Origin of the sequence: Bifidobacterium stellenboschense (genome assembly GCF_000741785.1) — a bacterium.
GTDB lineage: Bacteria > Actinomycetota > Actinomycetes > Actinomycetales > Bifidobacteriaceae > Bifidobacterium > Bifidobacterium stellenboschense.
The window spans coordinates 43984-68724 of the sequence record NZ_JGZP01000002.1 but is presented as its reverse complement, the minus strand read 5'-3'; the positions used below and the strand labels follow the sequence as shown (position 1 = coordinate 68724).

The window sequence follows — 24741 nt, the reverse complement described above, 5'->3', positions numbered from 1 at the left end:
CTAGACCTCCAACGGGTTGGTGGGCCAAGTCCAGGATTGGACGGTTTTGCGTTTGGCTTCGATGGGTTTGATGGTGCGGAGGGCCTTGCCCATGCGTAGATAATTCACGAGGACGCCGTCATCGAGGTCGATGGGGAGGTTGCGGGTGGCAAGCGGGTAGAGGACGTCACGCTCGTAGTCGTCGCACTCCTTGACGGCGGCGCGCAGCTTCTCGCCCTTGCGGGCCTCGGCGGCCTTGGAGGAGGCGAGCAACGCCTCGGATTGGGCGGTGAGCTTGCCGGCGAACTCGCGCAGGTACTTGAGCACGGTGTTCGTGGTGGCGGGCGTGTACCGGTGCAGGTAGACGAGCGCCTTGAACGCACCCTTGTTGTCCGTCCGGCTGGAGTACATCCAGTAGATCGGACGGTTCTTATACATCTTGACGTGGTCGTCGTAGAAGTCCATGGCGAAGTATTTGCGCAGCGGCTTACCGAGCACCTGTTCGATATAGGTGATGTTCTCGCTCAGGTGCTTCTCGCCGCAGGCGACGGCGAGGAAGTCGCGGAAGCGGGTCACGATGTCGTCCTCGAACCATTCGTCGTCGGTCACGGGGATGACGTTGTCCGCGTCCGGTGCGAACGAGGGGTTCGGGATTTGCGCATGGTAGTAGTCGAGGGTTTCGCCCTGCGAGGCGAGAATCAGCCCCGGCTTGTCGAGCGAATACCGCCCGAACATGCAGCCGACCGCGTAGGAGATGATCTCCTTGACGACGTCCCTGGCCATCAACTCGTCGCGCTCGGCGGGCGTGGCCTTCGGATAGGCGAACGCCGGATTGCGCTTCAGCGAGACGCGTTCGATCGGCACGTCGCACGGTACCTCGTCACGCACACCATACGCGTCCGCCACCAGCTCGTTGTTCCGAATCTCACGCTGGCGCTGCTCCTCGGCAATTGTCTTGCACCGTTCGATGTACGCGGGAATGACGTCCGACAAGGCAGCGTCATCGGAGTCCCTTAGCATCTCCAACCCCGCAAAATCCCACGAGGTCTCATAGGAGTCCCAGTCCGATTTGGAGACAAAGACAAGCTCTCCTACACCGTCCAGCTCACTCTTAATGGAGATAAATGGAATTTGCCCAATTAAACCAGCATTTGCATTCAAAGTTGGCGCAATAGCAGCTATAATCGCCCCCGCCACCGAACTATTAAGAATAGCTAAATAGGTTCTACGCGCAGCCTCGTCACCAAAGAAGGAACCGCTGGCATGGTCAAAAATATTTCCAGTCGGGTAATAGCGGAAGGAAGTTTCACCAGAGCCAATCAATGACCAAGAAATCGACGGCGCAAAATAATCATCCATATTTTTTGCAACCCATGCAAAATTGCCATTTAAATATGAGTATTTTTCACATATAAATCTCTTAATTTCACCTCCGTCATTTTGCCAGTTTACTATGCTTTCCTCATTTCCATACCACTTACAATACGCCCCGCCCTTATTATACGGGAACCACTTCAGATTAGAATTGGAAGCTTTTTTTCTATCCGGAAACCCAAATCCAATAGCATTGAAGCATGATTCCCACCAATCACGAATAAAACGATTATTATCGCTAGTTTGTAAGCCACCTCGCGGGTTGGAGATTTCCCTAAAAGGCTTACCCATTACAAACGTCTTGCGCATGGCGTCGGATAGCCAGTACACAATCGGCGAGCCGGGAATCTGGGCGAAATCCTGCTGGTCGACGGTGAAGACGTTGTAGCTCTTATCGAGGAACAGACTCTCAATGGTCTTCACTGGGCGCACATCGACATGCTTCTCAAAAAGCCTGCGATAATAGCCTTTTCGACCATCGCTGTTCGTGTTATGAATCACGAATGCGACGCTGCCGAAATCGGATCCGAAGATACCTCGTCCCATGTCGATGAAGGAATCGATATGGCAGGTTGACAGCAACCATGCACGCAAATTTTCAAAGGACGAAAGGGAAATCCATGACGGCAGGTTAATCATTCCCCAATATCCATCATGGACAACCATCTGGGAAGCCTTCAGCATGAAGGCGGTCATCAAATCCTTGCTGCCGGCCTTGTAATTCTTCGTCAGCCATTTCTTCAGCAAGTCACCCATGTTGCCTGCACCCATGTAGGGAGGGTTAGCTACGACCGCGGCGTACTTGCGGGTGAGGTAGGCGGTCTGGGTGAGAATGGTGTGGGCTCGGTCGAGGAGGTCGGGGGCGAGCAGCATGGGTTGACCACCCTCAGTCTCGCTTTGCTCGACAGCTCCCGCCAGCGGGAGCAAGGCGACCAAGTCCGTCGGAGGCTGGATGAGGGAGCCGTAGATGTCGGCGTGCTGGTAGGTGTTCCACGTTTCGGCGTCGAAGGTCACGTCGTACAGCTCGTTGAGCTCTTCGACCTCTGATTCGGTGAAGTACTCGGGGGTGATGCGCTGGATGTTGGGTTGGACCTGACGGCCCTTGCGGAAGAAGCGGCGGTAGCGGCCGCGCGCCTTCATCGTCAGGGCGAAGGCGGCGAGGTTGGCCGCGCGTTCGTCGATCTCCATGCCATACAGGTTGTGCTTGAGGATCAATCCGGGAATCTCGTTGGCGGAGTAGCCAGATTCGTCGTAGATGTCGTACAGCAGGTCGAACGCGTAGGTGAGCATGTGGCCGGAACCGCAGGCGGGGTCACAGACGGTGAGGTCTTCGGGGGTGTCGATGCGGAGCAGCTCTCCCTTCTCCGGACCACCGTGACCACCCCCAGTCACGCTGCGCGTGCCAGCCCCCGCCAGCGGGGGCAAATCTCTCTCTTCGCCAGCGGGGGCGGGAATATAGTAGGCCCACGATTTCCAGAGTTGGGATTCGGGGTGGGATTGGGTCCAGAGGCGGCCGACCGTGTTCTGGACGAGGTACCGAACGATCCAGTCGGGGGTGAACAGTTGGGTGGCGGCGGGAATCTCGGCGGCGCCGGCTTTCTTTGACTTCTTGAAGCCGGCCATCACCTCGTCTTTGCGGTCGGCGATGTAGAACTGGTAGAGCCAGCCGATGATCTCCACGTTGCCGGTTCCCCTGCGGGAATCTCTCCCCCAGTCGCCTTCGGCGACAGCCCCCTCGTCAGAGGGGGCCGAGGATGAGCCGACGCAATCGGAGACGGGCATCGCCGTGACGGCCTTGCGCAGGATGGAGTCGGAGGCGAGCAGGTCGGCGGGCATGAGGATGCCGTCCGCCGCACCTGCCTCGTCGAACATGAACGGCAGGAACCGGTGCCAGTAGTCGCAGTACGCGCGCAGCAGCAGGCCATACGCATCGCCCTGCGGATCGTTGCTGGGCTTCGAACCGTCCAGCAATGCGACGATCGTGGGCATGAGCTTCGACTTCGCGCCCACGGTCGAACCGAACACGTCCTCGTCGAACTCGCCCCGTTTCGCCGCCGAAAGCACCTCCGGCAGCGCGTTCGGATCGTCCGCGTCGTCGCCGGACACCACGTGCGGCGACGTGAACCCGTTCGCATCCATGTAGCGCAACGCGATGATCCGGTTGAACCAGCGGTAGGCGTGACGTTCCGCCGTCCTCGCACGGCCCTGCTCACCGCCGCCCGCCTGACGGATCTCCTCCATCAGTCTCGCGAACGCGCCCGGATCGTCCACCCGCGCCGCCGAATCCGGCTCCATCGCCGCATCCAGCTTGGCCCGTACCGCCCTGATGAGCTCCACGCGGGCCTCAGCCGCGAACCCCTGCAACCTGTTCGTATTCATAGCAGAATTCTCTTTCCTTCCTTGATGGAGGCGATGAGCTTGCGACGGTATGCGTCGAGGAACTCATCCACGTCGGCCTCGGTGCACAGCATCGACTTGGAACGCGGCGGCGTGACGCGGATGAAACGATCGGACGGTTCGGCGTTCGGCCGACGCGAACCGTCATCGGTCGAAGAGGACGACGCGCCCGGTTCGGCCGACCCGGCCGACGCATCGGATTCGACCTGTGACGCCGACGCGTGCTTCGGTGCGCCTGCGGACGGCGCGACCGCGACCGGTTCCGGCTTCTCCTTCGCCGCATCCAACCGGTTGAGCAACGCCAACGACAGCTCGTCGCGCACATGATCCGCGGTCTGACGGATGTCGGCGACGTACTTCGCATCCCGGATCTTCGCCGTCGCCTCATCCAGCGAGCGCAGGGCCTCCCGACGCGCGCCCTCGCGGGCGGCACGGTAGGAGTCACTGCCGGTAAGGGTCTCGCGCACCCGAGCGACGACATCCGCGGCGCGTCCGCGCTCCTTATCCGCGAAACCGGCGAGATGCTCCTGCAATGCGGCCAACCGGGTTCGGAACAGGTTGACCTTATTGCCTTGGAACAGCTTCGGATCGTCCGCGATGGCACGTACCGTGTCACGCTCCTGCTGCAGTTCGGTGGGGGCGAGCGTGAAGTTGGAATCGTTGGACGCAATCCAATCCAGTCCATCGGACAGCACGTCACGCTGCTTGCCGTTGAGTACCTTGCGGATCGGGTCGACGACATCCTCCTTGTCGTCGAGCAGCCGTTCCGTGCCGTCGTCCTCGTCGTCCGAGGGGAAGGATTCCAGAATCCACTCCTCGGATTTGCCGGCCACCTCCCTGATGCGCTTGAGCGGCCCGTCCAATGATTCGACGAACCGGAACCGGCCGTTGGCGGCCCGCAGGGTCTCGATCGCATGCGCTTCGGCGAGCAGCCCCTCCTTGATGGCCCGGGCCATGTCCTCCGCGTCCGACGGCAGCCTGTCCCCGGCCATACCGAGATAGTCGGCGGCGAATTCACGCAGATCCCTCAGTTTGGCGGCGTCGTGGCGTTTCGGAATCTCCACGAGCACGCTTTCCGCCGTCTTCTGGTTGGTCAGGCTCTTGACCACGTCGGTGCGGGGCACGCGCCTGCTGTCGATCATCAGACGGATACGGTCGGAACCGACCAGATGGCACAGGCAGGCGAGCGTGACCGTGAACGGCCAGCCATACGGTTCGTCCTCGTAATGGCGGGTGACGTCGCGCACGGTGGACGCGAGGTTGCGGCGGGCCTGACCGGCCACGTAATCGAACACATCCTGCGCCGGCGAATCCAGACGGTTTCTCGCGGTGTCGGTGCCCACACCAATCGACGGCTGGGAAGCATCGACCGGCACGGACGCGTCGGCGAGCACGCCGGGCAGGTCCTTTTCGGCGTAGGCGAGGCCCTCCACCATGCCGAGATTGGTGTAGAGACGCCCGATCAGCGTCTGCATCGCCTCCGAGACGATGCCCGCCGCATCCTGACGGGCCTTCGTCTCCAGCACGGCACCGTTATAGGCGATGACGGAGGACCGCAACGCCTGGGACACCGTGGTCTTCAACTCCCGGTACATGGTCCCGAGATTGCCGCGCTTGTCGTCGATGATGCGTTTGCGCGCTCCCTGCTCGTTGGCGTGCAGACGCAGATACTTCTCCGTGCGTTCGACCATGGTCAGGTCGCGCATAAGCTTGGAAGCATCCTCGTCGAAAACCACGTGCAGCTCGCCGCGTTCGCCGGACGAGCGCAGAATCTTGACATCCTGCGGAAGATCGACCATCGGGGTGACGACGTGCAGCATGATCGGGTACGACTTGCCCTGCGCCACGCCGTCGACGATCAGACCGTAGCGGAATTTCGTCCTGTTCCGTCCCGACCCGTATTCCACGGACAGGGGCTGACCGAGCGTCTCTCCGACGATATCGCCCAGCCGTTCGCGGATCCGCCGGTCCTCGACGTCGACGTTCTTGATCTCGCTTTCGACGGCCTGCTCGTCGTTGGTCAGATACTCGTATTCGTCGCCGGTGCGATGCACATAGTTCTGACGTTCCAGCACATCCAACGTGTCCTGGACGCGCCGCTCCAACTCGGGCAGATTCTCGCCGAACCGGTCGAGGATGAGGATGCGCAGGTTGCGCACGGTGGCCTTGAACCCCTTGACGTGCTTGACCAGCAGCAACGCCTTGAGCAACGGCAAGGCCAGCTCGCAGATATCGGAACCAAGCTCGCGTTCCGCCTCGTTGATGCGATGGTTCACCGAGCTCTGGATGGTGCCGGCGATGCCGTCATACAAGGCGCTGAACGGCATGAGCGCGCCGACCGTAGCGTTCTTGCGTTCCACGAGCGCGCTGCTGACGGTGGACAGCAGCGAACGCTCGCCCACCGAACGATGCTGCCCCTCGAAGAACCCGGCGTCGCTCATGCCGCGCATCGCATTCTGGAACAGCGTGAACTGGTAGTTGATGAACGGGTAGGTGGCGGTGAAATCCTCCTCGGTGCCGAACCTGAGATCCTTGAACTGTCGAGCGCCATCACCTTGGAAGGTGAACAGGGCGTCGAGCTCGTCACGGTGGCCACGCCACAGTTCCTCTACGGCCGTTTCACCCCGCTCGTTCTTGGTGAGCAGACGCTTCTGGATGACTTCGATGGCGTCCGCGCTGGAAAGCTTCAGGTTGATGGCGAAGCGTCCCTTGATCTTCGTGAAATCCAATCCCTGACTGACCGTGCGGTCGCCGATCACGGAGTCGATGTCCTCCTGGGAGGTGACGATCACCCACGCGCGGCCCTTCGTACGGGAGAACAGCTCCTCCGTCACGGTCTGCAGGTTGAGCATGCGGTCAGTGTCGGTGCCGACGAACTGGCCGACCTCGTCTACGAGGAAGACCAGACGATGGCCGTCCGGCTGGCGCCGCAGCCAATCGGCCACGTCGTCGGCGAAGTCGGCGATGGTCGGATTGTACTGACGCTGGTAGTCCTTGAGGATGCCGTCGACCTCGTCTCCCGTGGCGGCGGCGAACGCCTTGTCGATCTTCGCACCGGAGAACGCGGCCTGCACGCGACCCTTCGACCATGGTTTGCCGGCGATGGCCTCGAACCGGCGCGCGAACTCGTCGAGGCGCCCGTTCGCTTCGAGATCACGCTCCATCTTCGCCACATACTTGTTGGCGCCGTAGTAGCCGCGCGCCTCGTCGAACACGCGGATGAACGCGTCCAGCAGCGCCGTCCTGCTGCCCCGCTGCGCCTTGCTGTCGATGTTGAACAGCAACGACGTGGCGGGGATGCACGCGTTCGCGTCCAGCAGTCCTTCGAGCTCATGATTCCCGGCGGCCCCGGCTTTGGATTTCGTGATGTCGATGACCTGCGCCCGGCTCAATGGCTCGCCGCCGTCCGCGAGCGAGGTCGAGGCCTCGCCCGCGGGGACGTCACCGAGGATGTGGGAGAGCATCTTCAACAGGTGCGACTTACCCGAGCCGAAGTAGCCCGAGATCCATACGCCGTTCGTGTAATCGGCGAACGGATCGTTGTATGCGTCGAGGAACCGTTCGAGATTGGTCTGAATCTCATTGGTCAGCACGTATTCGCGCACCTCGTCGACGAGGTTGCTGTCGTCGCTAGCCTTGATGACACCATCGATCTTGTCGTCGATGTTCTTGACGAAGACGTCCCTCAACTGCAATGCGTCGCCGGTGTCCTTGCCCATGTCGCTCATGCGTCGGCTCCTTCCTGAATCGCGGTGTTGAGACTGAACGCCCGGTAGTAGTTGTCCGCTTCGAGACGATCGAACAGGCGCATCACCGACACGGTCGACGCCGTCTTCTCATAGGTCCCCGGGAAGAACAACACCACGGGCGTATGCTCCGGCATGATCTCCTGAAGACTGGCGAGCAGCGCATGCGCGCGGATGTACGGGTACACCCGGCCCACTCCGGTCACGAACACCAGATCCGCCTCGTCATGGGCTTTCGCCCGCCGGTACCGCTCCTTCAACGCGTCTTTCAGACCGTCGCCGTCCGGATCGAGCATGCCGACGAGCGCCTGATAGAACTCGTCGCCGTCGATTCCCTCATCCTCGTCGCCATGCATGTCGGACTCCTGTTCGACGGCCGCGTCAAAGACGTCATCATCCTTCATGACCTGCATGGCCAGCTCGTACAGGTCGATGACCAGCACGGCCGGAGCGGCGTCATCGGCGTCCACGGGGTCCATGCCCTGCAGACGGTTCACGAGCAACGGGATGCGACGCGCGACCTCCAGTTCCTGCTCCGGGTGATACGCGTAGATGTAGTCCGCCGGCTCGCCGCCGGTATCCTCGCCGTTGCGGAACCGCTTGGGACGCATGTACCGGAACAGAGCGTCGAAGTCCCGTTCGATGCTCTGCGGCCGTCGCCGTGCGGCGTCGCCGAATGTCATTGCCGTCCGTCTCCTCTCGCCGGATGATTCCACGTCCGGAATCGATGGTTCGTGTCCGATGCCCGCTCGATGTTCGTTCAATGTTCCCTGATCGGGAAATACGCGAACGATTCCGGCCTGCACTCAAGAATAGCGGTCAGGGGTGCGCCAAGCAGGGAAGGCAGCAGCGTGCCGTCGGTTTTCTCCACCAATCCGGCCTCATCCATCGCCTTGAACACGTTCGAACGGAGCTTTCCCGCCGTGGTGGGGCTGAGCTCCTCCAGTTCCGGATGCCACATGGCCTTGGCGAGGATGAACCGGTCATAGTCGCCGCGGGTCACGGTCGGCATGCCCATGAGATACCGGTCGCGCAGCACCTCGTCGGCGAACTCGCCCACGATGGCGTAGTAGCGGCACATCGCCAACCACATCAGCGCACGGCAATCATCCATCGGCGTCCCGGCTGCAGCCAGATACCGCAGTTCCCTTTCGGTGAGCGCGCTCAAACGCTTGAGCACCTCACGCACCATGCGGACGTTCGCCGCATGCGTGCGGATGGCGAGGACGTTCCCGTCGATGGCTCGCTGCCGAACCCGTTCGACACGCTCCCCAAGTTCGGATTCCGGCGCATCGGAACCGGCGGAGAAACCTCCGTCGGCCATGAACAGCGCGGCGAGGATACGCCCCTGCGGGGCGAGCAATCCGCCGACCGTGAACGAGAGGCGGTACCGCCGCCCCTCCCGCATGATCTCGCTACCGTACGCCCCCGGCATCAGTCCTCCTCGTGTCTCGCACTTCAGGAATATTTCAGGCTACACCGCAGACGGGATATGATGCCGGAGAAGGATTCCGGTGGAACGAGATGCCGGCGGCCATGGACAGAACACCATGAAAATCCCGAATCGAAAGGAGCCAATGATGTTCGATGTCGACAAGGTACGGCGGATCATCGCCGAACGCAACGCGACCGACAACGAATGGGATGACCGCATCGAGCAATGTTGGAATCGGTTGGTCGAGGAGATGAGCAAGGATCCGCAGCAGGCATCTTCGTTCATTCTGGACTGCTCTGATGAGGAACTGTCTACGATAGGGGAAATCCTCGATGAGCTTGTTTGGCATACGCAGAGTTCCGATATCGTCAAATCATTCCGAACCGCCATCAGGCTTCATCCGGAGGAGAGCAAACGTTTCCATCTCAACGAAACACTTGATGACGCAATCAAATCCATGCTGAAAGATCGGTCTCAGATGTATCAGCTCATCACGTGGCGTCCCACCGCGGAAGAAGTCGAGCGGCTTCGTCACACCGCGTAGGCGGCCCAGCGGTTGTGGGAGTGTTCGACTTCGATGGGCATGCCGAACAGGTCGGAGAGCCGTTCGTCGGTCAGGCCCTGTTCGAGCGGGCCGGTGTAGACGATGGTGCCGGCACCGGGGTTGCCCATCGAGTCGACACCATCCTCGGTGGCGTCCTCGGCGGGAATGGGTTTCCTGCCCATGATGGCGATGTGGTCGAATCCGGCGGGAATCTCCTCCAGACGGTGCGTGACGAGCACGACCGCGCGGTCGGAGTTCTCCTCGCCGATGCGGCTCAGCGTGCGCATCACCTGTTCGCGGCCGCCCAGGTCGAGACCGGTGGTCGGCTCGTCCATGATGAGCAGCTCCGGGTCGCCCATGAGCGCCCTCGCGATGAGCACGCGCGTGCGTTCGCCCTCCGAGAGTCGCCACATCTCCTTGCCTTCGAGGTAGCTCACGCGGAAGTCGCGCAGCAGGCCGCGGGCGCGCTCGTATTCGGCCTCGGTGTACGTGTCGCGCCAGCGTCCGGTCACGGCGCTCAGGCCGGTGACGACCGCGTCGAGCGGATCCTCGAATTCGGGGAACTGACGGCCTAGGTCGGCGGAGGCGAGGCCGATGCGCGTACGCAGCTTGAACACGTCGTATTTGCCGAGTTGGTGGCCGAGGATGAACACGCGGCCTTCGGACGGGAACGTGCGCGTGGCGAGCATGCCGACAGCCGTGGATTTGCCGATGCCGTTCGGCCCGAACAGCACCCACCGCTCCCCCGCGCGGATCGTCAGGTTCACGTCGGTGATGATGACGCGGCGGTTGCGGCGGAATTCGACGTTTTCGAGTTGGAGTACGACGTTGTCGGAGAGCTTGGGCATGGGGTATAGGGCTCCTTGTTACGGTTCGCCCCCACCGGCGGGGGCTGTCGACATGGGCTGACTGGGGGTGGCGGTTGGGGACAACGCACCACCCCCAGTCATGCTTCGCATGACGGCCCCCGCCGGCGGGGGCGTGCATAGGGCGATCGGCTACTTGTTCTGCTCGGCGAGGACGTCCTCGTAGACCTTGACGGTGGCGTCGGCGATGGACTCCCAGCTGAACACGTCGCGGGCGCGCGCATAGCCGGCCTCGCCCATCTTCTTCGCGAGCTCCGGGTCGGCCATGACCTTGTTGATCGCGTCGGCCATGTCGTGCACGAACTTGTCCGGGTTCGTGGGGGTGCCGGTGCCGTCGCGCAGCTGGTCGATCGGCACGAGGTAGCCGGTCTCGCCGTCGACGACGACCTCGGGGATGCCGCCGGTGGCGGAGGCGACGACCGGCAGGCCGCACGCCATGGCCTCGAGGTTGACGATGCCGAGCGGCTCGTAGATGGACGGGCAGATGAACGCGTCGCAGCCGTGTTCCAGCGCGGAGAGCTCGTTCTTCGGAAGCATCTCCTCGATCCAGATGATGTTGCCGCGCTTCTCGTCGAGCTCGGCGAAGGAGTTCTTGACTTCCTCCATGATCTCCGGGGTATCGGGAGCGCCGGCGCACAGCACGACCTGGACGCCCGGATCGACGAAGTGCAGCGCCTTGAGCAGGTACGGCAGGCCCTTCTGACGGGTGATACGGCCGACGAACAGCAGGGTCGGCTTGCTGCGGTCGATGTGGTAGCGGTCGAACACCTTCCAGCCCGGATCGTCGTCCGCCGGCGTGGCGAAGTCGGCCATGGTGATGCCGTTGTACACGACGACGACCTTGTCCGGATCGAGGTTCGGGTAGGCGGTGAGGATGTCCTCGCGCATGCCGCCGGACACGGCGATGACGCGGTCGGCGTGCTCGTAGGCGTCCTTTTCGGCCCAGGAGCTCAGGTTGTAGCCGCCGCCGAGCTGCTCGCGCTTCCACGGGCGGAACGGTTCGAGCGAGTGCGCGGTGATGACGAGCGGCGTGCCGTGCAGCATCTTGGCCGCATAGCCGGCGAGGCAGGCGTACCAGGTGTGCGCGTGGACGATGTCGGCGTCCACGTCGTTGGCGATCTGCAGGTCGACGCCGAAGGTCTTCAACGCGGGGTTCGCGTCCTTCAGCTCGGCGGGCGTGTCATAGCCGACGACCTTGAGGGAGCCCTTCGCCTCGGAGGCGTTCGGGATGGCGGGGATGTCCGCTTCGGTGCGGGGGCCATCGAACGCACGCACGGTCACGTCGACGCGCTCGGCGAGCACCTTGGACAGCTCCTCGGCGTGCACGCCTGCGCCACCGTAGACGTGCGGCGGGTATTCACGGGTCAGAATGTCAACCTTCATTGGTCTGCTACCTCTCTTTCCATCCGGAAAACTCAAGCACATCCAACTTTACGGCACGACATACGGAAAACGCACGACTTCCGTCGTGCGTTTCGCGTTTGTTCATGGTTCCGACGCCGCGGCGTCTCCCCGACCGTCCGTCGGAATCAGACCGCGGTTCCGTTCTCGTCGAGGTTCGGATTGTGCTTCGAATCCCCGGCGGTGAAGAACAGGCTCACCACGCCGACGATGAACACGGCGGACACGGTGATGATCAGCCACATGGGGCGCACGGCGGTCGGCAGCCACATGACCACGAAGAACGCGATGATGGCGAGGGCGATGAGCGTCCAGCTGCCCACGCGGAACCACTGGCGCACCGAGTGTGGCGCCTTGAACGCCTTCGGATTGCGGTAGTTGGGATTGGTGGTCATCGTGGTGTCCGTCTCGGCGATGGAGCCGCCGCTCGGCTTCCACGGTCCCAGACTCTCGCCTTCCTGCAGCCTGCGGGAACGCTCCTGCAGCTGGTATTCGTCGATCATGCCCGACCGGCCGCGGCCACGCGTGGCATCATACTGGGAAGGCATTCCCCTGCCCCTGCGGTCGGCTTTGGCCTTGGCGCGACGTTCCGCTCGATTCGGCATCTGCAAGCTCCTTTGGTGTTACGAAAAGAATCCTGCGGTAGATAGTACCGCAGGATTCCCTCATATGCCGGCAATCACATCGACTGACGGCTGGCGTCCCGGAATCAGCGGGGCAGCATCATCGGCCTGGTGCTCGCCTTGATCGGTGCAGGCAGCTCGCTGGTGTGCTCGCTGGACAGGTATTCGTCGACGGCGGCCGCGCAGGAGCGGCCTTCGGCGATGGCCCACACGACGAGGCTCTGGCCGCGGCCGGCGTCGCCGCCGCACTCGCCTCGCGCGTGCGGTCTCGCCGTCGCCGCGCTGTCCGGGCAGTACTGGCTGATCGGCGTCGGCGCGTTGTGCGTCATCGCCGGGTGGTTCTACACCGGCGGCCGTCACCCCTACGGGTACGCGGGATTCGGCGAGTTGTTCGTGTTCGTGTTCTTCGGTCTGGTCGCCACGCTCGGCACGCAGTTCGCGGTCGCGTGGAGTTTCGACGGCTTCGGCATGCCCGACACGTGGCGGATCGCGTTCGAGACGCCGCTCACGGTGCCGGCCAAGTCGGCGGCGGCCGGTTGGACCGTGTGGTCGATGCTGTGGGATGGCGAGTACGGCGTCGACGGGATGGGGATTCTCGCCGCCGTCTGCTGCGGCGTCAACGCGATGATGCTGCTCATGGTCAACAACCTGCGTGACATCGACGACGACCGCGTACACGGCAAACGCACGCTCGCCGTGCGTCTGGGCGCACGCGGCGCGCGGATCATGCTCATCGTGTGCGCGGCCGTGGAGTGGATGGTCGCCGGATACCTGATGGTCGCGTCGGGGCTTGTCGCGGCCGACCGGGCGTCGTTCGCGGTGACCGGTCATATCGGGCGGATGCCGGGATTGGCGGCGCTGCTTCTGCTGGTCGCGGCTGGCATCGGATTGGCGCTGCTGGCGGGCGTCGTGCTGAACGTCTCACGCGCGCGGCACGGCGTCGCCCTGAAGCTCGCCGGTCTCAACGCCCTGTGGTTCGCCGTCGCGTTCGCCGCGCTCACGATGATCGCCACCGGCGCCCCCGACGACAGCATCGCCGCCTGACCCGTCGTGCGCGCGATTGTTTACCCAAACGTTGCCGAGAAACGTGGGATTCATGTTCGTGTCTGGCCCGGACTGGCGGTAGACTGGCCGTATGTCTTACAAACTGGTACTGCTCCGTCACGGACAGAGCGCATGGAACAAAACCAATCAGTTCACCGGCTGGGTCGACGTCCCGCTGACCGAGCAGGGTGAAGCCGAAGCCAAGCGCGGCGGCGAGCTGCTCAAGGAGAAGAACGTCCTCCCGGACATCGTGTTCACCTCCCTGCTGCGTCGCGCCATCAACACCGCCAACATCGCGCTGGACGCCGCGGACCGCCTGTGGATCCCGGTCGAGCGCAACTGGCGTCTCAACGAGCGTCACTACGGCGCTCTGCAGGGCAAGAACAAGACGGAGATCCGTCAGGAGTACGGCGACGAGAAGTTCATGCTGTGGCGCCGCTCCTACGCGACCCCGCCGCCCGAAATCGACCCGAACGACGAGTACGCGCAGAACCACGATCCGCGCTACACCGGCGATCCGGTTCCGGAAGCCGAGTGCCTGGCCGACGTCGTCAAGCGCGTCGAGCCGTACTTCAAGTCCGCCATCGAGCCTGAGCTCAAGGCCGGCAAGACCGTCCTGATCGCCGCCCACGGCAACTCGCTGCGTGCCATCGTCAAGATGCTCGACAACCTGTCCGAGGAGGAGATCGCCAAGGTCAACATCCCGACCGCCATCCCGCTGCTCTACGAGCTGGACGAGGACTTCAAGCCGATCAAGCCGCGTGGCGAGTACCTGGACCCGGAGGCCGCCGCCGCCGGTGCCGCCGCCGTCGCCGCCCAGGGCCAGAAGTGAGCCCGACGATTCGTCACTGAATCACGGTAACAAGGGGGGACGCTCCACAACGGAGCGTCCCCCCTTTCGTTTCGCCCCGACGGCGGGGCAATGGCCGTTGCCCCGCCCGGCGGCCCGTGTCTCCGGCAATGGCTGTTGCCCCCGCTGGCGGGGTCCGCGTCTGATGGGTGTCCGCGTCTGATGGGGGTCCGCGTCTGATGGGTGTCCGGCGGAAGACGAGGATGCGGCGGTTTTGCCCCCGCTGGCGGGGGCTCCCGGCGAAGCCGGGTGGGGGTGGTCGTTGGTCGGGCGAGACCACCCTCAGTCTCACTGCGTTCGACAGCTCCCGCCAGCGGGAGCGGGGATGCGTCGCGCATGCGTGCGTGTCTTTTGCCAGCGGGAGCAGGATGCCGTCGCGCACGTGTGTGCGTGTCCGTTGCGGGCGAGAGCAGGATAACCTCATACGCATCGTGCGTGTCCGTTGCGCCCGGTGCCGCCGCATATAACAAAACGACGCAAGACCAGTCAAGGCCATTGCGCCGTTTCGGGCCCTCCCTAGGGAGGAAATCCATTATCCGACCGAACCCGCCAAACCTGACGGGCGTGGACGGAACCTTACTCGATCGAGCCTTCCTCGTCACGGCTCGGCTCCTTCGACGGATCGAAGCCGGAGACGATGAACACGACGCGACGGGCGGCGGAGACCGCGTGGTCGCCGAGGCGCTCGAGGAAGCGGCCGAGCAGCACCACGTCGATGAGCTGCTGACGGCTGATCTCCACGCTTTCGTCAAGCGCGAACTCGAAAGTCTTGTGGTGCAGGGCGTCGAGCTTGTCATCGTTGGCGATGATGCGCTCGGCGGTCTTGGCGTCGCGGTCGGCGAGCATGCTCACCACGTCGTCGGACGTCTCGTCCAGGAAGTCCTGCATCTGCTGGAACGTCTCCTTCGCGCCTTCCGGCAGCGCGGAGGCGGGGTAGGCGCGGCGCGCGGTCTCGGCCACGTGCTTGGCGAGATCGCCCATACGCTCGAAGGTGGTGGCCAGACGCATCGTGGAGACCACGACGCGCAGATCGGTGGCGACCGGGTTCTGCTTGGCGAGCAGCTTGACGCACTGGTCGACGACGCTCTCCTCAAGGGCGTCCAGCTCGATGTCGCCATCGATCACGGTCTGGGCGGCCTCCACGTCCTGCTTGAGCAGGGCATCGCCGGCGCCGCGGATGGACTTACGCACACCCTGCGCCATACGGTCAAGGTCGTCGGCCACGGCCTTGAGCTCTTCGTTAAAGATAACGCGCATTGTCTTCAGCCTTTCATCTTTCTTCGGCCATGGACGGGCGACGGTCATGCGCAGCCCGTACCTCACGGCAACCTCTCCCATTTTATGCGAGCCCCGGTGCTTTCGCGACAACGTAGCGCAATCGCCATCTGTTGTTGGCTGCGCGTTCACTGCTACGTTCACCAAGTATTCAACTACACGGCATGTCGCCGCCTACGACACGCCCGGTGTGGGAGAATGGAGCGCATGTATGATTCCCCGCTGCCGTCGATCCTCGTGTCGTCGGTCTTCGGCGTGATGGGTCTCGCCATCGCGCTCGCCGTCCTGCTGTTCATCATCGATCATGTCGAACCGATTGTGGAACGGCTGCTTGGGGGAGCGTCGTTCACCGAATGGCTCGGCAATCTCATCGGACGCAAGACGCGCGGGCTGCGGCGGCGTCGCGACGACGATGACGGCGACGCCGGCCTCGACGCGTCGGCGGAATCGCTGCTGTCGATTCTGCCGAGCGCGTCGCTGATCGTCGACCGCGACGGCGACGTAGTCCGCGCGAACCCGCAGTCGTACCGTCTCGGCATCGTCCGGGACGACAGCATCGTCAACGAGAAGGTGCTGGAGACGGTGCGTGAGGTGTTCGCCACCGGCGGCCGGCAGCGTTTCGACCTGGAGACGGAGACGCCGGAACGGTTCGTCACGGCGTCCGACGACGACACGCAGTCCGGTGCGGGCGTCTCGCCGGGCGCGCGGCCCGGCGTGCGACGCCCGAACTGGCTGAAGGTGACGGTCGGACGCGTGGACGAGCGCCACGTCGTCGTCCTCATCGACGACGTGAGCGAGACGGTGCGGTTCGCGCAGATCCGCGACTCGTTCATCATCAACGTGTCCGAACAGCTGCTGGGACCGACCGAGGCGCTGGGACGTCTCGCCGACGATCTGGAGGCCGGCGGCGGGAACGTCCCCGACCGCGCGCGCATCGAGGCGGACGCGCGTGAGGTGCGCACGACCAGCAACCATCTCAACCACATGGTCTCCGACCTGCTGCTGCTCATCAAGGCGCAGGAGCCGATTGTGCCGTCCGCCGCGAACCGTCTCAACGTGATGGACGAGGTGCGCGCGGTGAAGGCGTCGCTCGCGCAGCGGATCGCCGATTTCGGCGTCGACGTGAACGTGGAGGGCGACGATTCGCTCGTCGTCAACGGCGATTCCGGGCAGATCCGCACGGCGCTGACGAAGCTCGTCGAGAACGCGATCGAATATTCGGAACCCGGCGGGTATGTGGGCGTGTCCGTGGAGGCGGACGAGATGCGCCGTCACGCGGTGATCCGCGTGATCGACCAGGGCAAGGGCATTGCGAAGCGGGAGCAGTCGCGCATCTTCGAACGGTTCTACCGCGGCGCCGACCAGAGCGCGCGCACCGCGGACGGCGTGGGATTGGGATTGTCGATCGTCAAGCATGTGGCGCTCACCCACCACGGCACCGTCGCCGTATGGTCCGCGCCCGGCCAGGGCAGCACGTTCACCCTCACCCTGCCCATCGCCCGCTGAATGAGGCCATGCGATCGCGCATGACGTTCGTCACGGCCCCCGCTGGCGGGGCTCCCGGCGTATCCGATGGATGCGACCCCGTCGGTCACGATTCAGCCCCCGCTGGCGGGGGCTCCCGGCGAAAGCCGGGTGGGGGTGGTCGGGTTGGATGGTCGTTGCGTGGCGGGAAACCACCCTCAGTCTCGCTTCGCGAGCCAGCTCCCGCCAGCGGGAGCGGAAACCTACAGCGGGAGCGGAAGAACTACTGGCCCAATCGGCGGTAGTCCCAGCGGTCGAAATGCTCCCAGATGAGCATGAGCACGCCGACGATGACGCCCGCCGCGCAGATGCTCAGCGGCGTGGCGACGTCGAACCCAAGCGCGTCGAGAATGAAGCACACGATCAGCGCCACGCACCACAGGCCGGTGCCGATGAGGAACACGGTGCGCAGATCCACGCGCACCGGTTTGGGCGCCGGCCTGCGCACCGCGGGGTCGAGTATCGGGGCGAATCGCAATTTCACAGCGACCACCTTACCGCATGCCTGCCGCACATGCCATGCGTCAGGGGGATTGTCACAGGTGTTCGACGACGTAGTCGATGCACGCGGTGAGAGCGGCGACGTCCGACGGCTCGACCGATGGGAACACGCCGACGCGCAGCTGGTTGCGTCCCAGCTTGCGGTATCCGGACGTGTCGACGATGCCGTTCTCGCGCAGCGCGGCCACGACCTCGGAGGCGGGGACCGCATCATCCAGGTCGATGGTGACGACCGCGTGGGAGCGCGCGCCCTCGTCGGCGACGAACGGCTTCGCGTACTCCGAGCGTTCCGCCCACGAGTAGAGGATGGACGCGGATTTGGCGCAGCGGGCGGTCGCCCAGTCCATGCCGCCGTTGTCGTTGAGCCAGCGCACCTGGTTCTCCATCATGATGAGCGTGGCCACGGCGGGCGTGTTGAGCGTCTGGTCCTTGCGCGAGTTGTCCAGCGCCTTCGTGAGCGACAGGAACGGCGGCACCCAGCGGCTCGCGCCGGGCAGTCCCGCGTTCGCCTCGACGCGCGCGGCGCGTTCGACGGCGGTGGGGGAGAGGACCGCGACCCACAGGCCGCCGTCCGAGCCGAACGCCTTCTGCGGGGAGAAGTAGTAGGCGTCGGTCTGGCTGACGTCGACCGGCAGCGCGCCGGCGGCCGACGTGCCGTCGACCAGCGTGATCGCGCCCTGCCCGACGCTGCCTTCGACGCGGCGCACCGGGGCGGCGACGCCGGTGGAGGTCTCGTTGTGCGCCCAGCAGTAGGCGTCCGCGTCTTCGGTGAACTCCGGCAGACGGTACGTGCCGGGTTCGCCCTTATAGATGACCGGATCCTCGAGGAACGGGGCCGCGGCGGCGGAGGCCGCGAATTTCGCGCTGAACGAACCGTAGGCGCCGTATGCGGCGCGGCGGGTGATGAGCGAGGCACAGGCGATCTCCCAGAAGCAGCTGGCGCCGCCGTTGCCGAGCGCGATCTCGTAGCCGTCCGGCACGCGGAAGAAGGATTCGAGGCCTTCGCGAATCGAGCCGACGAGCTGGCGCACCGGCCTCTGCCGGTGGGACGTGCCCAGCAGCGTGGTGGCGCCGGCGTCGAGCGCGGCGACCTGTTCGGGGCGGATCTTGCTGGGCCCGGAGCCGAATCGGCCGTCTTCGGGCAGCATGTCGGAGGGGATGTTCACTGAATTGGCCATGGGCACCACCCTAGCCAATCGTGCGGCCGGGTGGCCGGGGGCTCCACATATCGGCCGTGGGCGACCGCATGTCGGATATGGCGTCGTCGCATGGACGATTGCATGGACGGCCGCATGGACGGCCGCATGGTGAACGCACGGTGGACGGAATGTGATGGAGTCGTGAGTGCGCCATGTCGGTGTCGAACCGGTTCGACACCCCTAGGGGATTTGCCTGAGGGAAGGGGTCGTTGTAGGGTGGCGAATTGTGACGGTGAAGGGTGCCGTCTGCAGAGGCGCCCTCCCAACCCACCAAGGAGCTGATACTGTATGAGGCATGCTGCACACAAGGCGGCCGGAAACACCGCCAAGGGCAACGGATCGAACAGCCTTCTGGGACTGTTCTCCGGGTCCCGTGGCACCCACACGCGTGGCAACGTGATCGCCATGCAGATGGCGGGGAACAACGGCGCCGTGCTCGGTCTCGACGAGGCGGTGGCCAACAAGCTCAACGAACTCGCGCCGATGTCGCGCCGCGCCATCCGCGAGGCGGCCCGTGCGGCCGAGCGTCGTAACTTCATCGTCGGATCCGCGTCCCTCGCGGCTCTGGCCGGCACCGCGGCGACCGCGGTGGCCTTCGCCAGCCCGTCCGACGACGGTATCTCCTTCACCACCGCCGACGCGGCCACGACGACCACGCAGATTCAGGCCGTCAAGGGCGCAGCCTCCCGTTCCGACGTGCGCACCCCGCTGACCGGCACCACCGACGACACCGCGTCCAGCACCGTGGCGAACGATTCCGCGCAGCAGCAGTCCGACGCGGACGTGCAGACCCAGCAGACCTCGAACGAGGGTTCCTGGTCGCTCGGCGACGCCGACACCGCGATCGACTCCAAGCAGATGTCCAAGTCCCTCGCCAACAACGAGAACGTCGCCAAGCTCATGGATCAGGATTCCGCGCTGCTCCCGTCGGGCTTCGATCCGAACCACGCCACCGGCGACATCGGCAACGCGTACGAGTACAGCCAGTGCACCTGGTGGGTGTACGTGCGCCGCCACGAGCTCGGCCTGCCGGTCGGCTCGCACATGGGCAACGGCAACATGTGGGCCAACTCCGCGCGCGCCCTCGGCTACTGGGTCGACAACACCCCGCGTCACGTGGGCGACATCATGGTCTTCCGCGCCGGTCAGGAGGGCTCCGATGCCAGCTACGGCCATGTCGCCATCGTCGAGAAGATCAACGCCGACGGCTCCGTCACCACGTCCGAGTGCGGTTCCGTGATGAACGGCAAGACCTATTCGAAGACGTACAAGAACGTCTCCGACTTCGAATACATCCACTACTGATTCGTGTTTCCGCTCACATCCGCGATTTCCGGCGGATTGTGAGATATCCGTCATTCACCGGCGTGTCGCCCTTGATTTCCCTCAAGGCCACAGACAATCCATATCCCGGGGCCACCCCGGGTGCTACCGTAAGGTTCCGATGAAGAATTTGAAGCAAACCGTAATCGCATTCACCGCGGCCGTCGCCGCCTGCGCGACGTTCATCGCCGTCGCGCCGGCCGCCACCGCCGCCGACCAGAACTCCTCCGTGGTCTCCTCCGAGCGTTCGTTCCCGAAGACCACGACCGCTCGCAAGGACCTCCTCAAGGAGTCCACCTCCACCGACGTGGAGTCCGACTCCAACTGGGGCGGCATCGAGTCCCTGAACGTGCCGCAGACCAAGTCGCAGGCCGAGAAGGACGCCGAAGCCAAGGCCAAGGCCCAGCAGGAGGCCGCCGCCGCGGCAGCCCAGGCCCAGAGCCAGGCCGCCAGCCGTTCCGCCACCCGCGAGTCCTTCGACACGTCCAACCTGCCGGCCGCCACCGGCAACGCGGCGGGCATCGTGGCCCTCGGCCTCGCCATCGCCGCCGACGACCGCTACCAGTACGGTGGCTGCAACCCGCCGTACAACATGGACTGCTCCTGCTTCGTCCAGTACGTGTTCGCCCAGAACGGCATCTCCCTGCCCCGCACCTCCGGCGCGCAGGCCACCGTCGGCGTCGCCGTCCCGAGCCTCGCCGAGGCGCAGCCGGGCGACATCATCGCCAACGCGAACCACGCCGCCATCTACATCGGCAACGGCATGCTGGTCGACGCCGAGAACTACGGCTACGGCATCCGCACCAACCCGGTGTCCTGGTCCTTCGGCGGCCAGAGCTACTCCATCCGCCGCGTCGGCTGATTGCGGATTCGGCTTCATTTCTTGACGGAACGCGTCTCCCCCTGAGGGGAGGCGCGTTTCGCGTTTTCCGGGGATTGACACGCGCGACACGAGTGAACTATTTCACGCGGATGACACGCGATATTCGTCCGCGACGGGGTATTCTGGGATGCACAGGGGGCGATGTCGCCAACGGCATGACGGCATCGCGTATAACTCAAGGAGGTCGTCATGATTAACGACAAGGCCATACTCGTCGGCGTTGACGGGTCGAACGCCAGTTACAAGGCCGCCTGGTGGGCGGCGAACTACGCCAAGCACGCGGGACTCACGCTGCAGATCGTCTGCGCGTACTCCCTGCCCAGCTACGCGGCCGTCAGCTTCGACGCCACGTACACCGCGATGGGCGACGACAACGCGGCCCATTCCGACGCGCAGGAGATCCTGTCCAAGGCGAAGGCCATCGCCGACGAGCAGGGCGTCCAGGCGGCCACGCTGATTGTGACCGGCGACCCGGCGTCCGTGTTCGTCGAACTGTCGCGCAACTACAACCTCATCGTCATCGGCAACCGCGGCAAGGGCGGTCTCGCGGAGCGCCTGCTCGGCACCACGTCCTCCTCGCTGCCCGCCTACGCGTACTGCCCGATCGTCGTCGTGCCCTACACCGACGACGACGGCAACCTCATGCACCTCAACAATACGATCACCAAGGTGGCGGTCGGCTCCGACGAATCCAAGTGGGGCCTGAAGGCCCTCGACATCGCCGCCTCCTTCGCGCACGCGTGGGGCGCCGAACTCGACGTCATCTCCGCCGCCCCGCAGGTCAAGGGCGCGGATCAGAGCGTCTACGACTCCTACATGGAGGATCTGGAGACGCGCGTCAAGCCGCTGGAGGAGCAGTACCCGGATCTGAAGATCCAGAAGCGCATCGTGCCCGGCTCCGCCGTCGACACGCTCACCAAGGCCAGCTACGACCATGACGTCGTCGTCGTGGGCTCCCGCGGCCGCGGCGGCTTCACCGGCCTGTTGCTCGGCTCCACCAGCCAAGGCCTGCTGCAGCACTCCGTCGGCCCCGTCTACGTCGTGCCGCGCAAGTACGTGGAGGCCGCCGAAAGCCGTCTCGACACCGTGCCGAGCTCGCCGGCCGAAGTCAAGCCGAAGCCGCTCGACGACATCAGCGGCGTCAAGGAGGTCCCGGTCGAGCCCGCCGAGCCCGAGGTCGTCCAGCAGATCGAAAAGACCATCGACCCCGAACACTGACAAGGCCATGCGCGCCGCGCATGACCACATACGTGGCCCAAGTAGGCCGGCCATATGATTTGCCCCGCTGGCGGTGTCCAGTCGGGGCGTTCATATATTCGCCCCCGCCGGCGGCGTTTGGCTGGGTCGGGCATATGTTGTTCGGCTGGGTCGGGCATGTATTTCGCCCCCGCTGGCGGTGATTGGTGGTCTGGTCATATGATTTGCCCCCGCTGGCGGGGGCTGTCAGCGAAGCTGACTGGGGGTGGTCGAAGCCAAAGCCTCTGACCACCCCCAGTCGTGTTCCACACGACAGCCCCCGCCAGCGGGGGCCGCTTCATTCGTCCTACTTACAGCTCTGGCGAGGCCGCTTTCGTCCGTCCTACTGACGGCCCCGGCGGGTGCCGCTCTCGTCCTACTTCTTGATTGTCACTTCCATGCGGACGGGGGTCTCCTGCACGTAGGTGTGCTTGACCGTGCAGCCCTTGTCGATGTGACGCGTGATGCGCTCCTTGAGCTTGGCCGCGTCCTCGTCGCTCAGATCCGAGCCGGTCGCATCCACGACGACCTGCTCGTCGAAGTTGATGTACGCGTCGTTGTCCGCGTCATAGGTGCCGCCGACGACGATCTTCGCGCCCTTGCCCTCGCCCAGCGTATGCTCGATCGCGAACTGGCTGGACAGCGCCGCGCAGCCGGCCAGCGCGATCTTCATCAGATCGCCCGGCGTGAACTGGCCACGATCCTTGCCGAACTTGATGTGCGCGCCGTCCTCGCTGAACGCGTCCCACGAACCGTCCTTGTTGCGCTCGACCCACAGTCGCTTGGCCATGATGACTCCTCGTCTATCCGTGCGGCGCGCCTGTCGCGTCGCGACCATCTCCAATCTAGCCGAAAACCGCCGATTTCGCCGCGAATCGCCATGCGCCGTGAGTGCACCCCCTCAGTCGGCTTCGGCTGACTGAGGGGGCACGCTACACTGGTGCCCATGGCTTTGACCCCGGAACAACTCGCTGACATCCGCACCCGCATCCCCGCCCGTCCCGAGACGGACGTGCCCACCCCGTATGAGGATCTCGTGCGCCGGATCCTCACCGAAGGTACGCTCAAGTCGGACCGCACCGGCACGGGCACGATCTCCCTGTTCGGCCAGCAGATCCGCTTCGACCTGTCCGACGGCACGTTCCCGCTGCTCACCACGAAGACCGTGTTCTTCAAGGGCCTTGCCTACGAGCTGCTGTGGTTCCTCAAGGGCTCCTCGAACGTGCGCTGGCTGCAGGAACGCGGCGTGCACATCTGGGACGAGTGGGCGGACGCCAACGGCGACCTCGGCCCCGTCTACGGCGTGCAGTGGCGTTCGTGGCCGGCCCCGACCCCGGACGATCCGAACCGCACGATCGACCAGATCGCCAACGTGATGGATCTCATCAAGCATCATCCGGATTCGCGCCGCATGATCGTCTCCGCATGGAACCCGGCCGAGGTAGAGCACATGGCACTGCCGCCCTGCCACGCGCTCTTCCAGTTCTACGTGGCCGACGGCAAGCTCAGCTGCCAGCTCTACCAGCGCAGCTGCGACATGTTCCTCGGCGTGCCGTTCAACATCGCCTCCTACTCGCTGCTCACCCTGATGATGGCGCAGCAGGCGGGCCTGAAGCCCGGCGAGTTCGTGTGGACCGGCGGCGACTGCCACGTGTACGACAACCACATCGAACAGGTCCTCGAACAGCTGTCGCGCGAGCCCTACCCGTACCCGAGGATCGCGATCGACAAGGCCGACTCGATTTTCGACTACGAGTACGAGGACTTCCACATCCTCGACTACCGCCACCACCCCACCATCAAAGCGCCCGTCGCCGTCTGACATTACACTTCTGTTCCAGTCCAATCCCACTCAAGGAGTCCGAAATGGAGCATGACAGTAGCCGAAGCGGCTATCACGAACCCGAGCCCGGGAATGCCGGGCTCGACGAGACCGAGGACTGGGGCGACGATTTCCCCAAGACGTTCTCGGTGAACCTCATCTGGGCCGAAGCCCGCGACAAGGAAGGTCGTGCGGGGGCCATCGGCTTGGAGGGCGGCATGCCGTGGCATCTCGCCGAGGATATGAAGCATTTCAAGGAACTCACCGTCTCGCACCCGGTGATCATGGGCCGTCGCACCTGGGAATCGCTGGACCTGCGCTACAGGCCCCTGCCCAACCGCGACAACATCGTCGTCTCCCATGACCACCAGTACCGCGCGCCCGGCGCGACCGTGGTCGACAGTCTGGAGGACGCGCTCGACCTGGCCCGTCAGGAGGCGATTCCGGACGACGGCCTCGACCGTTCCGAGATCTGGGTGATCGGCGGCGCGCAGCTGTTCGCGGAGGCCCTGCCGCAGGCGAACAAGGTGTTCGTCACCCTGCTCGACACGGCCGTGGACGCCGACACGTACGCGCCCGACATCGCCGCGCTCGCCGACGACGACCATGCCGGCTGGCAGATCGCCGACCGCACGCCGTGGCTGAAGCCGAAGAAGCCGGAATCCGGCATCGCGCGCTACCGCTTCATCAAGTACGTGCGTTCCCACTGATTCCCCGCG

The 24741-nt window shown here is 64.4% G+C and carries 19 protein-coding genes and 2 pseudogenes; 9 read left to right on the top strand and 12 right to left on the bottom strand.

The genetic code is table 11. The features are described 5' to 3' along the window. The 4 genes from pglX to BSTEL_RS00715 form a co-directional block, all read right to left on the bottom strand. Entirely contained in the window at positions 1 to 3732 is a 3732-nt protein-coding gene (pglX, locus tag BSTEL_RS00730) for a BREX-1 system adenine-specific DNA-methyltransferase PglX (protein ID WP_034525898.1), read from the bottom strand. Next, a complete protein-coding gene (brxC, locus tag BSTEL_RS00725; protein ID WP_051922710.1) occupies positions 3729 to 7478 on the bottom strand; it encodes a BREX system P-loop protein BrxC in 3750 nt (1249 codons plus the stop codon). The genes pglX and brxC overlap by 4 nt, the downstream gene beginning before the upstream one ends. Beyond that, entirely contained in the window at positions 7475 to 8179 is a 705-nt protein-coding gene (locus BSTEL_RS00720; RefSeq protein ID WP_034525897.1) for a DUF1788 domain-containing protein, read from the bottom strand. Before BSTEL_RS00720 ends, brxC begins: the two co-directional genes overlap by 4 nt. A 77-nt stretch (positions 8180 to 8256) precedes the next feature. After that, positions 8257 to 8931: a DUF1819 family protein gene (locus BSTEL_RS00715; protein WP_034525896.1), complete on the bottom strand. Its 675-nt coding sequence runs from the start codon at positions 8929 to 8931 to the stop codon at positions 8257 to 8259. Between the two features lie 145 nt (positions 8932 to 9076). Between BSTEL_RS00715 and BSTEL_RS00710 the strand changes: the two genes are divergently transcribed. Further along, the gene (locus BSTEL_RS00710; protein ID WP_162178957.1) at positions 9077 to 9475 is read left to right on the top strand and encodes a hypothetical protein; all 399 of its coding nucleotides are present in this window, start codon (positions 9077 to 9079) and stop codon (positions 9473 to 9475) included. On the opposite strand, the gene BSTEL_RS00705 is transcribed toward BSTEL_RS00710, so the two are convergent. The 4 genes and pseudogenes from BSTEL_RS00705 to gltD form a co-directional block, all read right to left on the bottom strand. After that, positions 9463 to 10323 (bottom strand): ABC transporter ATP-binding protein, encoded by an 861-nt coding sequence (locus tag BSTEL_RS00705; protein WP_034525890.1) that lies wholly within the window; start codon positions 10321 to 10323, stop codon positions 9463 to 9465. The genes BSTEL_RS00710 and BSTEL_RS00705 overlap by 13 nt on opposite strands. Before the next feature lie 150 nt (positions 10324 to 10473). Then, positions 10474 to 11724: a glycogen synthase gene (gene glgA, locus BSTEL_RS00700; protein WP_034525888.1), complete on the bottom strand. Its 1251-nt coding sequence runs from the start codon at positions 11722 to 11724 to the stop codon at positions 10474 to 10476. A gap of 146 nt (positions 11725 to 11870) precedes the next feature. Further along, on the bottom strand, positions 11871 to 12347 hold the full coding sequence (locus tag BSTEL_RS00695) for a DUF2975 domain-containing protein (protein WP_034525887.1): 477 nt from the start codon (positions 12345 to 12347) through the stop codon (positions 11871 to 11873). A 104-nt stretch (positions 12348 to 12451) separates the two neighbouring features. Continuing rightward, positions 12452 to 12607, bottom strand: a pseudogene (gltD, locus tag BSTEL_RS11995) (glutamate synthase); the annotation flags it as partial. Between the two features lie 19 nt (positions 12608 to 12626). Between gltD and BSTEL_RS12960 the strand changes: the two are divergent. Together BSTEL_RS12960 and BSTEL_RS00685 are read left to right on the top strand one after the other, a co-directional pair. Beyond that, positions 12627 to 13409: pseudogene (locus tag BSTEL_RS12960) on the top strand (UbiA family prenyltransferase); the annotation flags it as partial. Positions 13410 to 13500: 91 nt separating this feature from the next. Continuing rightward, complete coding sequence (locus tag BSTEL_RS00685; RefSeq protein ID WP_034525883.1) at positions 13501 to 14241, top strand: phosphoglyceromutase; 741 nt, start codon at positions 13501 to 13503, stop codon at positions 14239 to 14241. A 594-nt stretch (positions 14242 to 14835) separates the two neighbouring features. On the opposite strand, the gene phoU is transcribed toward BSTEL_RS00685, so the two are convergent. After that, the gene (gene phoU / locus BSTEL_RS00680; protein WP_034525951.1) at positions 14836 to 15516 is read right to left on the bottom strand and encodes a phosphate signaling complex protein PhoU; all 681 of its coding nucleotides are present in this window, start codon (positions 15514 to 15516) and stop codon (positions 14836 to 14838) included. A 225-nt stretch (positions 15517 to 15741) separates the two neighbouring features. Here phoU and BSTEL_RS00675 point away from each other — a divergent pair, with 225 nt between their 5' ends. Then, positions 15742 to 17040 carry a sensor histidine kinase gene (locus BSTEL_RS00675; protein ID WP_034525881.1) on the top strand — a complete coding sequence of 433 codons (1299 nt, stop codon included), beginning with the start codon at positions 15742 to 15744 and terminating at the stop codon, positions 17038 to 17040. A gap of 241 nt (positions 17041 to 17281) precedes the next feature. Here BSTEL_RS00675 and BSTEL_RS00670 read toward each other — a convergent pair whose 3' ends face one another. Beyond that, entirely contained in the window at positions 17282 to 17536 is a 255-nt protein-coding gene (locus BSTEL_RS00670; RefSeq protein WP_034525949.1) for a DUF2530 domain-containing protein, read from the bottom strand. A gap of 58 nt (positions 17537 to 17594) precedes the next feature. After that, positions 17595 to 18737 carry a phosphoserine transaminase gene (serC, locus tag BSTEL_RS00665; RefSeq protein WP_034525875.1) on the bottom strand — a complete coding sequence of 381 codons (1143 nt, stop codon included), beginning with the start codon at positions 18735 to 18737 and terminating at the stop codon, positions 17595 to 17597. A 309-nt stretch (positions 18738 to 19046) separates the two neighbouring features. On the opposite strand from serC, the gene BSTEL_RS00660 reads away from it, so the two are divergent. The 3 genes from BSTEL_RS00660 to BSTEL_RS00650 all read left to right on the top strand — a co-directional run bounded on the left by BSTEL_RS00660 (position 19047) and on the right by BSTEL_RS00650 (position 22182). After that, positions 19047 to 20063 (top strand): CHAP domain-containing protein, encoded by a 1017-nt coding sequence (locus tag BSTEL_RS00660; protein WP_034525870.1) that lies wholly within the window; start codon positions 19047 to 19049, stop codon positions 20061 to 20063. A gap of 139 nt (positions 20064 to 20202) precedes the next feature. After that, entirely contained in the window at positions 20203 to 20943 is a 741-nt protein-coding gene (locus BSTEL_RS00655; RefSeq protein ID WP_034525868.1) for a C40 family peptidase, read from the top strand. 210 nt (positions 20944 to 21153) lie between these two features. Continuing rightward, positions 21154 to 22182 carry a universal stress protein gene (locus tag BSTEL_RS00650; protein WP_034525866.1) on the top strand — a complete coding sequence of 343 codons (1029 nt, stop codon included), beginning with the start codon at positions 21154 to 21156 and terminating at the stop codon, positions 22180 to 22182. Positions 22183 to 22576: 394 nt separating this feature from the next. On the opposite strand, the gene BSTEL_RS00645 is transcribed toward BSTEL_RS00650, so the two are convergent. Continuing rightward, positions 22577 to 22990: an OsmC family protein gene (locus tag BSTEL_RS00645; RefSeq protein WP_034525863.1), complete on the bottom strand. Its 414-nt coding sequence runs from the start codon at positions 22988 to 22990 to the stop codon at positions 22577 to 22579. 156 nt (positions 22991 to 23146) lie between these two features. Between BSTEL_RS00645 and BSTEL_RS00640 the strand changes: the two genes are divergently transcribed. Beyond that, positions 23147 to 24022: a thymidylate synthase gene (locus tag BSTEL_RS00640; protein WP_034525860.1), complete on the top strand. Its 876-nt coding sequence runs from the start codon at positions 23147 to 23149 to the stop codon at positions 24020 to 24022. A 44-nt stretch (positions 24023 to 24066) separates the two neighbouring features. Beyond that, positions 24067 to 24732 (top strand): dihydrofolate reductase, encoded by a 666-nt coding sequence (locus BSTEL_RS00635; RefSeq protein WP_034525858.1) that lies wholly within the window; start codon positions 24067 to 24069, stop codon positions 24730 to 24732. Positions 24733 to 24741: the final 9 nt, after the last annotated feature.

Bases quoted from the DNA above. Each gene is read 5' to 3' on its own strand.
- pglX (WP_034525898.1), bottom strand. From the start codon at position 3,732: ATGAATACGAACAGGTTGCAGGGGTTCGCGGCTGAGGCCCGCGTGGAG.
- brxC (WP_051922710.1), bottom strand. From the start codon at position 7,478: ATGAGCGACATGGGCAAGGACACCGGCGACGCATTGCAGTTGAGGGAC.
- BSTEL_RS00720 (WP_034525897.1), bottom strand. From the start codon at position 8,179: ATGACATTCGGCGACGCCGCACGGCGACGGCCGCAGAGCATCGAACGG.
- BSTEL_RS00715 (WP_034525896.1), bottom strand. From the start codon at position 8,931: ATGCCGGGGGCGTACGGTAGCGAGATCATGCGGGAGGGGCGGCGGTAC.
- BSTEL_RS00710 (WP_162178957.1), top strand. From the start codon at position 9,077: ATGTTCGATGTCGACAAGGTACGGCGGATCATCGCCGAACGCAACGCG.
- BSTEL_RS00705 (WP_034525890.1), bottom strand. From the start codon at position 10,323: ATGCCCAAGCTCTCCGACAACGTCGTACTCCAACTCGAAAACGTCGAA.
- glgA (WP_034525888.1), bottom strand. From the start codon at position 11,724: ATGAAGGTTGACATTCTGACCCGTGAATACCCGCCGCACGTCTACGGT.
- BSTEL_RS00695 (WP_034525887.1), bottom strand. From the start codon at position 12,347: ATGCCGAATCGAGCGGAACGTCGCGCCAAGGCCAAAGCCGACCGCAGG.
- BSTEL_RS00685 (WP_034525883.1), top strand. From the start codon at position 13,501: ATGTCTTACAAACTGGTACTGCTCCGTCACGGACAGAGCGCATGGAAC.
- phoU (WP_034525951.1), bottom strand. From the start codon at position 15,516: ATGCGCGTTATCTTTAACGAAGAGCTCAAGGCCGTGGCCGACGACCTT.
- BSTEL_RS00675 (WP_034525881.1), top strand. From the start codon at position 15,742: ATGTATGATTCCCCGCTGCCGTCGATCCTCGTGTCGTCGGTCTTCGGC.
- serC (WP_034525875.1), bottom strand. From the start codon at position 18,737: ATGGCCAATTCAGTGAACATCCCCTCCGACATGCTGCCCGAAGACGGC.
- BSTEL_RS00660 (WP_034525870.1), top strand. From the start codon at position 19,047: ATGAGGCATGCTGCACACAAGGCGGCCGGAAACACCGCCAAGGGCAAC.
- BSTEL_RS00655 (WP_034525868.1), top strand. From the start codon at position 20,203: ATGAAGAATTTGAAGCAAACCGTAATCGCATTCACCGCGGCCGTCGCC.
- BSTEL_RS00650 (WP_034525866.1), top strand. From the start codon at position 21,154: ATGATTAACGACAAGGCCATACTCGTCGGCGTTGACGGGTCGAACGCC.
- BSTEL_RS00645 (WP_034525863.1), bottom strand. From the start codon at position 22,990: ATGGCCAAGCGACTGTGGGTCGAGCGCAACAAGGACGGTTCGTGGGAC.
- BSTEL_RS00640 (WP_034525860.1), top strand. From the start codon at position 23,147: ATGGCTTTGACCCCGGAACAACTCGCTGACATCCGCACCCGCATCCCC.
- BSTEL_RS00635 (WP_034525858.1), top strand. From the start codon at position 24,067: ATGGAGCATGACAGTAGCCGAAGCGGCTATCACGAACCCGAGCCCGGG.